We start from the raw sequence: 12,182 nt of genomic DNA, 5'->3' as shown, positions 1-12,182 counted from the left end.
TTCTATTTTCATATAAACTATACTTTTAATGATGCAGAAACTTGATACGAATTATTTAACAAAGAAATTATTACCTCGTCATATTGTTATATATAAACAAATTAGTTCAACCAACCAATATTTGCTTGAACATATTAAACAATTAAGCAAAGGCACCATTTGTTTAGCGGAACAACAAACCGCAGGGCGTGGGCGGCGTGGGCGACAATGGCACTCGCCTTTGGGTTGTCAAATTATTATGAGTTTATATTGGACTTTGCCCATTCAACGCGATATTGCAGGATTGAGCACCGTCGTTGGGCTTGCCATTGCGGATTGTTTGCAACAACAAGGTGCGGCTATTCAATTAAAATGGCCTAATGATTTATTATTTCAACAGCGTAAACTCGGTGGCATTTTAATTGAGTTAGCTAAGTCAAATGATAAGAATTTATGGCACCTTGTTATTGGGGTTGGGATCAATGTTTGTTTACCCACACAACAACAGATTGATCAGCCTTGGGCAAATTTGAATGAAATACTTGAACAGCCTGATCGAAATTCACTTATCGTGGTATTGATAAAATGTATTGAGCAATATTTAAATGACTTTGAACAGTATGGCATCACACCGCATTTACAACAACAATGGCAAGATTTTGATGCTTATTTTGATCAAGAAGTAAAAGTCATCACAGAACAAAAGGAAATTATTGGTATGGCTAATGGTATTGATTTACAAGGACGTTTACAGCTAATAACTGAGGATCAGCAATGCCTTTTATTTAATGGCGGTGAGGTATCTTTGCGAAAAAAATAAGCCAGCAACGCTGGCTTAATCAGATTAAGAATTTTGATATTCTTTAAGTGCTTTTTTGGCATCTTTTTTATCGAAATCAACACTATCATCATTGACTAATTCTTGTGCGACTTCTTGGTGAACTTGTTCAGCGAGTTCATCATTATCTAAATTAGAATTATTCACACGAAAATCTAATTCGGCAGCATCTTTTTTAGTAAATTCTTCTTCTGGGTGTAATTTTAAATTTACTAATTCACGAATACGATTACGACGCCAAATTTCTTTCTTAATGACTGCACGATCTTTAAACCATGCGACCATTAAACAGATAATAAGGAAGGCTCCTGCATAACCAAGCACTGGATAAACATAGCTTACTAGGGTTCTAAATCCTAAGAAACTGAAGGCAAAACCCGCTAAACAGGTGATGACAAAATAAGGGTAAAAGCGTTGTGGTTTATTTGTGCTTAAACGTTTACCTAAGGCATAAAATAATCCGATTGCGGTGTTAAAAATCATACCGTAGATAATCAATGCCATAATAACACCTAAAATAGGATTAACATTGTTAATCAAAGTTAGCATTGGCATATCGCTGTCTTTGATATTTTCCACTTCAAAAAATAAGGCTAATGTAGAGGTTACAAGAAGAAAACCAAATAAACAACCGCCTGCAAGCCCACCAATACCAGCGATACGAGGGTTAAGTTGGTTACCACCAATCACAATCATCATTGAGACGGCAAGCACTAAAGCAAGACCAACATAATTAATCACGGTAATCCAAGGATTCGGTAACGCTGGTCTAACAGTTTGTGCAATTTGTTCATAATAGGCAAAAGGTTGCTCAATTTGCATAAAAGAAATTACTGCCGCAAAAATAACCGCAACGATGACAAATGGGGTAATCGCCCCAATCACTCGTGATACTTTATCCACATTAAGCAAACCACAGACTAGCACTAAGCCAAGCATAATCGTTGAGCCTACCCAATTAGGCAGATCCCATTGTTGATTGAGGTTTGCTCCTGCCCCTGCGAACATCACAAAACCGATACAAAATAAGGCAAACACCACAATAAAATCAAAAATTTTAGAAATAACCGGGTGTGCGACACTATCAAATACGGCGGTATGTTCGTCCGCACCAAAATAACTTCCCAGTTGAACAATGGTAAAAACCGCAATACTCATAATAATTGCCGTAATCAATGCTGCCCAAATCCCTTCGGCACCAAAGGCGATAAAATATTGTAATACTTCTTGTCCTGAGGCAAAGCCTGCACCGACAATTAAACCAACAATCGCTAATGCAATGCTAATTGATTGTTTAAACATAATTCAAAAATTCTCCGTTCCAAAATAAATATACTAAATCATAGTTATTTTTAGCATAAAATACTAAAGTTACCCATTAAGGATAGCGGAATATACTAGATTAATTTTATAAGCATTGCAAGTTATTGATTAAATTAATGAATTTTTTATCTCTATGTTTGCTTATGTAATTCGGTAATTTGGCTGAAAAAATAGCCATCGGCTAACTGGGTTTTAACCTGTTGATTTTGTTGAATTTGATCAATATGTGTCAGGGGTATATTATCCATATTCTGTGTAACGGAATAGCCTCGTTGTAGCACTTTTAATGGGCTAAGATGATCAAGTTGTCCAGTAAGTTTAGCAAAATGATATTGTTGCTGTTGGTAATATTTTTTTATGGCAAATTGTAAGCGTTCCTGCCATTGATAAAGAGATTGTTGCTGCCGTTTTAATTGATGAGGTAAGGGATTTTGTTGTAAACGTGAACAAAGTGCGGTCAGTTTTTGATATTTTTTTTCATATTGTTGTTTCAAGGCAAATTGTAGCCGATGTTGTAATTGTTGGATTTGCTTATTTTGTTGCTGTAATTGATTGAGGGGATGCTGGGCTTGCAAGCGTAATAATAATTGCTTTACTTGTTGATTTTTATGCTGAAAAATCCGATCTATTGCCATTTCTAGGCGTTGTTGTTGATATAAGATTTGCTGATGCAATTCTTTTTGATCTCGGCTCACTAATTCCGCTGCCGCTGAGGGGGTAGGTGCTCGTACATCCGCAACGAAATCAGCAATGGTAATATCAGTTTCATGCCCAACGGCACTGATAATAGGAATAACGGAACGAAAAATGGCTCTTGCCACATTTTCTTGATTAAAACAATTTAGATCTTCTAATGATCCGCCGCCTCGTCCTACTATTAATACGTCCACTTCTTGGCGTTGATTGGCAAGCTCAATCATTTGCACAATTTCTGCACTAGCATCTTCGCCTTGCACTGCGGTGGGATAAATAACGACAGCGAGGCTTGGATCACGACGAGCCAAAATCTGTAAAATATCCTGTAAAGCCGCTCCCGTAGGCGAGGTAATAATTCCCACTTTACGACTAAAGTGCGGTAGATTTTTCTTGAGATTTTGAGCAAATAATCCTTCGCTAGCTAATTTCATTTTTAGGGCATCAAATTGCTGTTGCAATAACCCTGCCCCTGCAGGTTGCATACTTTCAAGAATAAGTTGATAATCGCCTCTCGGTTCATAAAGGCTGACACCCGCTCGCACTAACACTTGCATACCGTTTTGTGGACGAAAGCCCACACGTACATTTTTCATTCTAAACATTGCACATCGCACCTGAGCATTTTCATCTTTGAGCGTCAAATACCAATGTCCAGAAACTGGCTGAGTAAAATTTGAGATCTCGCCACTTAACCAAACAAGCCCTAATTGTTCCAATGATAAACGTGCTGCTTGATTAAGTTGGCTTACGGAGTAAATATGATTATTCATTTAATAACACCCAGCCGTCATCTAACCAATTACAAATGCTATCTAATAATAACGCCAAGGTATCTTCTTTTTCTTGAATAGGGGCTAATAAGGCTTGAATATCCTGCCAATAAATAGACTCGCCATCAGCAAGGCGTTTTAATAGCTGACTTTCTAAAGGATTGAGTTCATCAATCCATTCTCCATTGGCATAAATTCTTAAAGGCTGTTGGGTATAAATTAATTTGCAATTATTGTCTTGGCTTAGCCAGCCTTGTTGTTGTAAGATTTCGCCCACTTCTTCAGGCATATTGACTTCTTCACTGACTAATAGATCATAGCGACGTGAAGATACTGTTGTGGCTAAGGCTTGTTGAAAGAGGTGATCAAATTGTGATGAATTTGCCAATCTGTCTAAGAATAATTGTTTAATATGTTGAATATCTTGTGGGGCTAATTCTCCCGTAGCCTGTGGTTGAGGGCTTAAACGAAAAGGAATATGTGCCTCGCTTAACGCCAAGTCAGGATTATCTTGGCAAAGCTGTTGATTGATATTTTCTATTAACTCCGCCATATTAGGGTAACGCAAACCAAAGGAAAAGGTTAAGCAATCATCTTGCGCTACACCATAATGCGCCATACGCGAAGGCACATATAAAACATCGCCTGGCGCCATCACTTCATCAAGCACTAATTCTCCCATATCATCAAAAATACGAATAGGTTGGTTTGGCTTAAATTCTGTACTTGGATCACACCATTTACCTAATTGCCAACGGCGATGCCCATAACCTTGCACCAAAAAAACATCATATTCATCATAATGTTTTCCCACTGATCCCCCTTTAGGGGCATAAGACACCATAATATCATCACGTTGCCATTGCGGAATAAAGCTAAATTTTTGCCATAATTCCCCTAATTCTGTTGACCATTGTTCCATATTTTGTACTAACACCGACCATTTTTCCGCAAGCTGAGTAAAGTCTTGAGCAGAAAGTGGGCTGGCTTTAAAACTCCAATGATCCGCTTGATGTTGTTGTAATAAACGAGCTGTAACCTCCTCTTGTTGTGCCAACTCAATAATCTCTTGTGGTTCAAATAATCCCACAATTTCAGGTAAACCTTGGCGAATCACTAACGGCTTTTTTTGCCAATATTCGGTTAAAAAACGTTCTACGGTAATCTCTTTGGGTAAACAATGTTGCATAGCCTATTCCTTATTTCTTGTTTAATGGGTTGGCGACGGATTTTTCTGTGCTTTTTCACTTTGGCGTTTTAATTTTTCGGCTTCTTTCTGTTGTTCCGCACGTTTACGCCGAATTTCCTTTGGATCGGCTAATAAAGGACGATAAATTTCAATCCGATCCCCTGCATTGACAATATCCGTTAATTTAGCTGGACGGCTAAAAATACCAATTTTGTTTTGGCGTAAATCAATATCGGTGTACTGTTGTAAAATACCTGACTGCAAAATTGCATGTTGAATGGTTGTTCCACTCTCCACTTGCAAAGTTTTTAAATAATAACGATCAGGCAATGCGTAAGCCAATTCAATCTGAATTTTAGACATCATAAACCTCTTTGGCACGTTGTTTAAAGGCATTGATCATACGTTGATTTAACTCAGTGAAAATTTTGCCAAAAGCAAAAGAAATGAAAGGATTAGCAAACTCAAAGGTCAAATTTAAACGAATTTGACAGCTTTGTTCATCAATTTCATCAAAACGCCATTCCCCTTGCAAATGTTTAAAAGGCCCCTCCACCAGTTGCATTTGGATCGCACGATAAGGCATTAAACGATTACGGGTAGAAAAGCTATGTTGTATGCCTGCTTTACTGATAGTTAATTCACCAATAAGTTCATTATCTTGCTGCCAAATGGAACGAGTCGCAATACAGCCTGGCACAAATTCAGGGTAGCGAGCATAATCATTAACTAATTGATACATTTGTTGACAGCTATAAGGCACTAAGGCAGAGGTTGTAATTTGTGGCATTTTGTTTTTATCTAATAAAATATTTTTCATTATTATATGCAAAACTTGGGGAGAAATTAAGGGCTATCTTGTTAAACAAGATTTTATCCTCAATTTGTAATGATTGAGCCATTTTTTCTTTTCAGCTACAATAGCCGTTTATTTTTTATGGTAAATGCTAACAAAATCAAATATGGCTGAAATTAAATTAATTGTTGGATTAGGTAATCCTGGCGAAAAATATGCGGAAACAAGACATAATGCAGGCGAATGGTTCATTGAAGGCTTAGCAAAACAATTCGGTTTTCAATTAAAACCTGAGGCAAAATTTTTTGGAAAAACAGCCCGCACCTTATTGAATGGCGAAGAAGTACGCTTTTTAGTCCCCACTACATTTATGAATTTAAGTGGTAAAGCGGTTTCAGCATTAGCAAATTTTTACCGTATCAAACCTGAACAAATTTTAATTGCACACGATGAATTAGATTTACCTGTTGGGGTAGCAAAAATCAAACAAGGTGGTGGACATGGCGGACATAATGGTTTGCGTGATAGTATCGCCCAATTAGCCAATAACAAGAATTTTTACCGTTTGCGTATAGGCATCGGACACCCAGGAAGCAAGGAATTGGTCGCACCTTATGTGCTAAGCAAACCTTCCCCCAATGATCGCGCTTTCATTGATCAAGCATTACAACAAGCGGTGAAGTCCATCGATTTATTGTTTAAACAAGGTATTGTAAAAGCAACAAATCAATTAAACGCCTTTAAAGCAAATTAAACTAAACTATTTTTATTAACGAAAGGAAACATTATGGGATTTAAATGTGGTATTGTTGGGTTACCAAATGTTGGTAAATCCACACTTTTTAATGCATTAACCAAAGCTGGCATAGAAGCGGCAAATTATCCGTTTTGTACGATTGAACCCAATACGGGAGTCGTGCCTATGCCTGATCCTCGCCTACAAGCCCTCGCTGAAATTGTCAAACCTGAACGCATCTTACCTACCACGATGGAATTTGTGGATATTGCAGGGTTAGTGGCTGGGGCAAGTAAAGGCGAAGGGCTTGGTAATAAATTTCTCGCCAATATTCGTGAAACTGATGCTATTGGACACGTAGTACGTTGTTTTGAAAATGATGATATTGTGCATGTAGCAGGTAAAATTGATCCTGTTGAAGATATTGACACCATTAACACCGAATTAGCTTTAGCAGATTTAGAAAGTTGTGAAAAAGCGATTCAACGCTTAACTAAACGAGCGAAAGGTGGTGATAAAGAGGCAAAATTTGAACTAGCCATTATGGAAAAAATCCTACCGGTGTTAGAAAACGCAGGAATGATTCGCTCTATTGGTTTAGATAAAGAAGAACTACAAGCCATTAAAAGCTATAATTTTCTTACCTTAAAACCAACTATGTACATTGCCAATGTAAATGAAGATGGTTTTGACAATAATCCTTATCTTGAACGAGTAAAAGAGATTGCCGAAAAAGAAGGGGCGGTTGTTGTACCAGTATGTGCGGCAATTGAAGCAGAAATTGCTGAATTAGAAGAGGAAGAAAAAACAGAGTTCTTACAAGAATTAGGGCTAGAAGAGCCGGGCTTAAACCGCGTTATTCGTGCAGGTTATAAACTCTTGAACCTACAAACCTATTTTACGGCAGGAGTTAAAGAAGTACGCGCCTGGACAGTCTCCATCGGTGCAACCGCCCCCAAAGCGGCTTCCGTTATTCATACAGATTTTGAAAAAGGGTTTATCCGTGCAGAAGTCATTGCCTATCAAGATTTTATCCAATACAAAGGCGAAAATGGCGCAAAAGAAGCTGGAAAATGGCGTTTAGAAGGTAAAGACTACATTGTACAAGACGGCGATGTTATGCACTTCCGTTTTAATGTGTAAATAAAAATTTTAGTTGTAAAACAACCAACCCTTTGGGTTGGTTGTTTTTTGTTATAATAGACCAAAATATAAAATGTATAAACACCTACAATTAAAAATTATCTAATAATAAACCATAAATTAGAAAAAATAACTAATCAAACGCAAAAATCACAAGAAAATTAACAGAATTACTTACAGTCTAACAATTTATCTATATAATTACCCACCTTAGTACTTTTTAACCTATCAACAGGAATATTTTATGTTTATTATTGAAATTGCTATCGTCTTATTGTGTATCCTCGTTGGTGCACGCATTGGCGGTATTGGTCTAGGGGTATTTGGCGGCTTGGGGCTCGCTATCCTTTCCTTTGGTTTTGGCTTAAAACCAGCAGGCCTGCCTATTGATGTGATGTTTATGATTATGGCAGTGGTTTCTGCGGCGGCGGCCATGCAAGCGGCGGGAGGATTAGATTATATGATCAAAATCGCCAGCAATATTCTGCGTAAAAATCCTAAATATATTACTTTTATGGCACCTGCAGTAACTTGGTTATTTACGGTATTAGCAGGCACAGGCCACGTTGCTTATTCTGTGCTTCCTGTGATTGCTGAAGTAAGCCGACATAATGGCATTCGTCCTGAGCGTCCATTATCTATGGCGGTCATTGCTTCTCAATTTGCTATTGTTGCAAGCCCAATCGCAGCGGCGGTAGTTGCAGTGGTTGCTTATCTTGAACCGCAAGGCATTCATCTTGGTGATGTATTAATGGTAACCATTCCTTCAACCATTCTTGGTATTGGCATTGCCTGTATTTTTGTTAATAAAATGGGAAAAGAACTTAAAGATGATCCTGAATACCAACGCCGTTTGAACAATCCTGAATATGATCTCAGTAGCCATTCTAATACCTACCAAGATATTCATATTACCAAACAAGCAAAAATCTCTTTAGGTCTTTTCTTATTTGGATCATTATTAGTGGTATTAATGGGGGCAGTGCCATCATTGCGTCCTCACTTTAGCGAAGTCGTCAATGGCGTTACAGTAAGTAAACCTATGGGTATGGCACATACTATTGAGATCATTATGCTATCCGTTGGTGCATTAATTATTCTATTTTGTAAACCTGATAGTAATGCCATTACCAAAGGATCGGTTTTCCATGCAGGAATGCGTGCGGTTATTGCTATTTTAGGTATTGCTTGGCTAGGCGACACCTTAATTCAAGCACATATTAGTGAAATCAAAGATATTGTTTCTAGCTTGGTAGAAACCGCACCTTGGACTTTCGCCTTAGCATTATTTGTGCTTTCTATTTTAGTCAATAGCCAAGGGGCAACTGTAGCAACGCTATTCCCGCTTGCCATCGCTATCGGTATTCCACCTGCGGTATTAATTGGGGTTTTCGTTGCTGTAAATGGTTATTTCTTTATTCCAAATTATGGTCCAATCATTGCGACCATTGATTTTGATACCACAGGTACCACAAAGATCGGTAAATTTATCTTTAACCATAGCTTTATGATACCAGGATTATTAAGTATGGTATTTTGTTTAATCTTTGGGTTGTTATTCTCTAACCTATTCTTATAATTCATTAATGAAAAAAGAAGTCTGAGGACTTCTTTTTTATCTTTAGGACATTTCTCATTCCTAATCATTCATCACAAGATTATCTGTTACTATAATCTTTTATATTCGTTTCAATTTAAAATAAATGGACTTATCCGCATTATGATCTAGTATTCAAGCTATTAGCCAATTATAATAACATTTACTAGTAAAAAAGTGGATTTACAAAGACCAACTGACAGCATTATCAATACTTTATTTAAATATTACTGATGAATAATACTATTTGCCAATTTCATTTTAATCTTGCCAAATGGCATATTGCCACCGATCATACATTATCCGTTGAAGATTGGATAACTGAAGATCTTAATCATTGGTATCAAGGATTAGAAAAAACCTCACCTACCTTAAATTTTTTACCGCCATTAAAACGGCGTAGGCTAAGTGGCTCTGCTCGTTTATTTATTGATTCCGTATGGAATTTACTGGAAGACAATGCCAATATTCCTGTGGTTTATGCCTCAACTAATGGTGAAATCACGCGTAATTTTGAATTATGGCAATCGCTTTTACAACAAGGTGATGTTTCGCCCACATCCTTTAGTTTATCGGTACATAATGCTTTAGTAGGACAATGGTCAGAGTTACGTCAAGTTAAAACCGAAACAACCGCAATTTCCGTCAGAATTGATAGCCTAGAAATTGCTTTATTAGAGGCTTATTTATTATTACAAGAAGGGGCAAAACAAGTATTAGTGGTACTTGCCGAATCCCCATTATCCGACAAATATAATCCTCAACCCGTTTATCGTCAACCCTTTGGTTATGCTTTGAGCTTTATTGTTGAGCAAGGCAATGATTATCGGCTTAGTTTAATCAATACTCCTTTAACCAATAAAATCAATATGGATAATGCCTTATTATGGGTAAGAAATCATCACTTAGTGGTGGATCAATGGCAAGCACCGAGCGGTCAAGGGGGGCATTGGCTATGGGAAAGAAAATAAATTATTTACAACGTTTAATTGCCACAGGATTCGCTTTTTTATTTTGGGGAATTGCTGGGGCATTATCCCAACTTCTACTCTATCCCTATGCTAAAAGAACTGATTTCGCTAACCATTTAAAAATAAGAAAAATCGTGGGTAAAATTTGGCTTTATTTTATTCGTTATCTCCAATGGTCGGGCGTGTTGGAAGTAAAATATGTGGGATTTGAACGCTTAGGGCAAGCAGGACAATTAGTTATCGCTAACCACCCATCACTCTTAGATGTGGTCTTAATTCTATCGCAAAAACCTGAATTAAACTGTATCGTTAAACAGGATTTACTAAATAATCCTACAATGCGTAATCAAATTTTAGCCTGTGGTTTTTTACCTAATAACCAATCTTTAGAATTATTAGATGACTGTGATCGGGTTTTACAACAACAAGCCTTATTATTATTTCCCGAAGGAACAAGAACAGGTTGGGATAATGTGGTAAAATTAAATCGTGGTGCGGTATCTATTGGCTTGCGTAGTGCAAAAACCATTACACCTGTGGTAATAAAAATGTCGCCCTTAGCCTTAAAAAAAGGACAGCCTTGGTATAAAATCCCACCACAAAAAATGTGTTATCAATTTATTGTTGGTGAAGATATTGATCCACAACAATGGTTAAAAGACGCATCAATCCCAATGGCTTCACGCCGCTTAACCAAACATTTAGAAGATTATTTTAACTCCACAACTAAGGATAATAACAAATGGAACTAGAACAGCAACTTAAACAACTGATTATTGATAGCCTTGCTCTTGAGGATATTCATATTGATGAGATTGAAAATGATATACCATTATTTAGTCAAGAAGGACTAGGATTAGATTCTGTTGATGCACTAGAACTCGGTTTAGCCATTCAAAAAAAATTTAATTTCCAATTAGAAAGCGAACAACAAGAATTGAGAAATCATTTTACTAGCGTTACCACATTAGCAAACTTTATCCGTTCACATCAATGTTAAGGAGAATATATGACTGAACAACAAATTCAAACCTTACTGACTGAGGCATTACATCAATTATTTGAAATTGATCCCAATAAAATTACGCCTACAACCCATTTATACGAAGATTTAGAAATTGATAGCATTGATGCCATTGATTTAATTGATTATATCAAACGGAAAACAGGGCATAAATTACAAGCCGAAGATTTTCGTAACGTACGTACTGTTAATGATGTCGTACAAGCGGTATTGAAAATTAGCCAAAAAACTTCCCAACAATAGGCTTCATCTATAAATTATAGTCGTTCCATAAAACAACTCGGACAATATACCGAATACAATACAAATCGTATGGTAGAGCATATTATTTTAAAATAGAACGACTATCACATAAAAGTGCGGTAAGTTTTCCATTAATTTAACCAAATATCATTATTATTTAGTCAAAATTCAATCAAGCGCTATAACAATGATAGAAAATATTTAGATTAAGTATTAGGATCTTATAGTGAAATCAAATGATAATACTCTTTCCCTTATTCAAAAGCTAGAGAATCAACTACAGTTGCATACTTTCGTTGATGATTGCTATCTTGATCTTTACCTAGATCAACAAGATATTCTTATTGCCTGGGTTGCATTAAATCCTAAAGGGATTAATTATCTTCGGGAATATGGACATAATAATACATTAAATCAATTAAAACAATCATTAACAACACTTATTCCTCAATACTGGCGACTCACTGATAAATTACCATACAATCGCCAAGCTAATAGAGAACGATTACTCTTTAATCAAAATTGCCTTCAACAAATTAAAGATCCAATTTGGTTATATAAAAAATTTGAAAAACAGACCGCACTTTGTTATGCCAAAATTCCTTTAGACTTAATTTATTTGGAAAACCATTTTGCTAATTTTCCTCTCGTACCCGGCGTTATTGAATTACAATGGATACAAGAACAAATTAATGTTTTACTAAAAAAAACAGTTATTATTCAACAAATTAGCAAGTTAAAATTTCAAAAGTTCTTACGCCCTAATGATATTTTTAAATTAACATTAAATTGGCAACAAGAGAAAAAAATGGTGATATTCTCCATGCAATGTGCCGAAGAAAATTGTTGTAGTGGCATAGCACATTATAGGGAATAA

14 protein-coding genes are annotated in these 12,182 nt (G+C 36.5%); 9 read left to right on the top strand and 5 right to left on the bottom strand.

Features of this window, described 5'->3' with window-relative positions:
• Positions 1–28: 28 nt before the first annotated feature.
• Complete coding sequence (gene birA, locus EV694_RS00805; RefSeq protein WP_132687902.1) at positions 29–799, top strand: bifunctional biotin--[acetyl-CoA-carboxylase] ligase/biotin operon repressor BirA; 771 nt, start codon at positions 29–31, stop codon at positions 797–799.
• A 24-nt stretch (positions 800–823) separates the two neighbouring features.
• Here the strand turns inward: birA and EV694_RS00800 are convergent, their stop codons facing one another.
• From EV694_RS00800 to EV694_RS00780, 5 genes are all read right to left on the bottom strand, one after another.
• Positions 824–2,119: a YkvI family membrane protein gene (locus EV694_RS00800; RefSeq protein WP_132687899.1), complete on the bottom strand. Its 1,296-nt coding sequence runs from the start codon at positions 2,117–2,119 to the stop codon at positions 824–826.
• A gap of 152 nt (positions 2,120–2,271) precedes the next feature.
• Complete coding sequence (xseA, locus tag EV694_RS00795) at positions 2,272–3,606, bottom strand: exodeoxyribonuclease VII large subunit (protein WP_132687897.1); 1,335 nt, start codon at positions 3,604–3,606, stop codon at positions 2,272–2,274.
• Entirely contained in the window at positions 3,599–4,795 is a 1,197-nt protein-coding gene (locus EV694_RS00790; protein ID WP_132687894.1) for a ribosomal protein uL16 3-hydroxylase, read from the bottom strand. Before EV694_RS00790 ends, xseA begins: the two co-directional genes overlap by 8 nt.
• A gap of 21 nt (positions 4,796–4,816) precedes the next feature.
• On the bottom strand, positions 4,817–5,158 hold the full coding sequence (locus EV694_RS00785) for an RnfH family protein (RefSeq protein WP_132687891.1): 342 nt from the start codon (positions 5,156–5,158) through the stop codon (positions 4,817–4,819).
• Positions 5,151–5,585 carry a type II toxin-antitoxin system RatA family toxin gene (locus EV694_RS00780; protein ID WP_132689159.1) on the bottom strand — a complete coding sequence of 145 codons (435 nt, stop codon included), beginning with the start codon at positions 5,583–5,585 and terminating at the stop codon, positions 5,151–5,153. Before EV694_RS00780 ends, EV694_RS00785 begins: the two co-directional genes overlap by 8 nt.
• Before the next feature lie 172 nt (positions 5,586–5,757).
• On the opposite strand from EV694_RS00780, the gene pth reads away from it, so the two are divergent.
• From pth to EV694_RS10970, 8 genes are all read left to right on the top strand, one after another.
• Entirely contained in the window at positions 5,758–6,345 is a 588-nt protein-coding gene (pth, locus tag EV694_RS00775; RefSeq protein ID WP_132687888.1) for an aminoacyl-tRNA hydrolase, read from the top strand.
• Between the two features lie 33 nt (positions 6,346–6,378).
• Positions 6,379–7,470, top strand: coding sequence for a redox-regulated ATPase YchF (ychF, locus tag EV694_RS00770; RefSeq protein WP_132687885.1), 1,092 nt, complete (start codon positions 6,379–6,381; stop codon positions 7,468–7,470).
• A gap of 244 nt (positions 7,471–7,714) precedes the next feature.
• Positions 7,715–9,049 carry an anaerobic C4-dicarboxylate transporter gene (locus EV694_RS00765; RefSeq protein ID WP_132687883.1) on the top strand — a complete coding sequence of 445 codons (1,335 nt, stop codon included), beginning with the start codon at positions 7,715–7,717 and terminating at the stop codon, positions 9,047–9,049.
• Positions 9,050–9,300: 251 nt separating this feature from the next.
• On the top strand, positions 9,301–10,038 hold the full coding sequence (locus EV694_RS00760) for a beta-ketoacyl synthase chain length factor (RefSeq protein ID WP_132687880.1): 738 nt from the start codon (positions 9,301–9,303) through the stop codon (positions 10,036–10,038).
• On the top strand, positions 10,023–10,790 hold the full coding sequence (locus EV694_RS00755) for a lysophospholipid acyltransferase family protein (RefSeq protein WP_132687878.1): 768 nt from the start codon (positions 10,023–10,025) through the stop codon (positions 10,788–10,790). Before EV694_RS00760 ends, EV694_RS00755 begins: the two co-directional genes overlap by 16 nt.
• A complete protein-coding gene (locus EV694_RS00750; protein WP_132687875.1) occupies positions 10,781–11,038 on the top strand; it encodes a phosphopantetheine-binding protein in 258 nt (85 codons plus the stop codon). Before EV694_RS00755 ends, EV694_RS00750 begins: the two co-directional genes overlap by 10 nt.
• Before the next feature lie 9 nt (positions 11,039–11,047).
• Complete coding sequence (locus tag EV694_RS00745; RefSeq protein ID WP_132687873.1) at positions 11,048–11,305, top strand: acyl carrier protein; 258 nt, start codon at positions 11,048–11,050, stop codon at positions 11,303–11,305.
• A 226-nt stretch (positions 11,306–11,531) separates the two neighbouring features.
• The gene (locus EV694_RS10970; protein WP_132687870.1) at positions 11,532–12,182 is read left to right on the top strand and encodes an ApeI family dehydratase; all 651 of its coding nucleotides are present in this window, start codon (positions 11,532–11,534) and stop codon (positions 12,180–12,182) included.

It is taken from the genome of Volucribacter psittacicida, from assembly GCF_004339025.1.
Lineage (GTDB): Bacteria > Pseudomonadota > Gammaproteobacteria > Enterobacterales > Pasteurellaceae > Volucribacter > Volucribacter psittacicida.
Note: the sequence above shows the minus strand (reverse complement) of the source record. Positions and strands in the feature narration are given on the sequence as shown.

What these genes read in the sequence shown, in the direction of transcription:
- xseA (WP_132687897.1), bottom strand. Translation starts at nt 3,606, where the DNA reads ATGAATAATCATATTTACTCCGTAAGCCAACTTAATCAAGCAGCACGT.
- EV694_RS00745 (WP_132687873.1), top strand. Translation starts at nt 11,048, where the DNA reads ATGACTGAACAACAAATTCAAACCTTACTGACTGAGGCATTACATCAA.
- EV694_RS00755 (WP_132687878.1), top strand. Translation starts at nt 10,023, where the DNA reads ATGGGAAAGAAAATAAATTATTTACAACGTTTAATTGCCACAGGATTC.
- EV694_RS00790 (WP_132687894.1), bottom strand. Translation starts at nt 4,795, where the DNA reads ATGCAACATTGTTTACCCAAAGAGATTACCGTAGAACGTTTTTTAACC.
- pth (WP_132687888.1), top strand. Translation starts at nt 5,758, where the DNA reads ATGGCTGAAATTAAATTAATTGTTGGATTAGGTAATCCTGGCGAAAAA.
- EV694_RS00765 (WP_132687883.1), top strand. Translation starts at nt 7,715, where the DNA reads ATGTTTATTATTGAAATTGCTATCGTCTTATTGTGTATCCTCGTTGGT.
- ychF (WP_132687885.1), top strand. Translation starts at nt 6,379, where the DNA reads ATGGGATTTAAATGTGGTATTGTTGGGTTACCAAATGTTGGTAAATCC.
- birA (WP_132687902.1), top strand. Translation starts at nt 29, where the DNA reads ATGATGCAGAAACTTGATACGAATTATTTAACAAAGAAATTATTACCT.
- EV694_RS00785 (WP_132687891.1), bottom strand. Translation starts at nt 5,158, where the DNA reads ATGTCTAAAATTCAGATTGAATTGGCTTACGCATTGCCTGATCGTTAT.
- EV694_RS00750 (WP_132687875.1), top strand. Translation starts at nt 10,781, where the DNA reads ATGGAACTAGAACAGCAACTTAAACAACTGATTATTGATAGCCTTGCT.
- EV694_RS00760 (WP_132687880.1), top strand. Translation starts at nt 9,301, where the DNA reads ATGAATAATACTATTTGCCAATTTCATTTTAATCTTGCCAAATGGCAT.
- EV694_RS00800 (WP_132687899.1), bottom strand. Translation starts at nt 2,119, where the DNA reads ATGTTTAAACAATCAATTAGCATTGCATTAGCGATTGTTGGTTTAATT.
- EV694_RS00780 (WP_132689159.1), bottom strand. Translation starts at nt 5,585, where the DNA reads ATGCCACAAATTACAACCTCTGCCTTAGTGCCTTATAGCTGTCAACAA.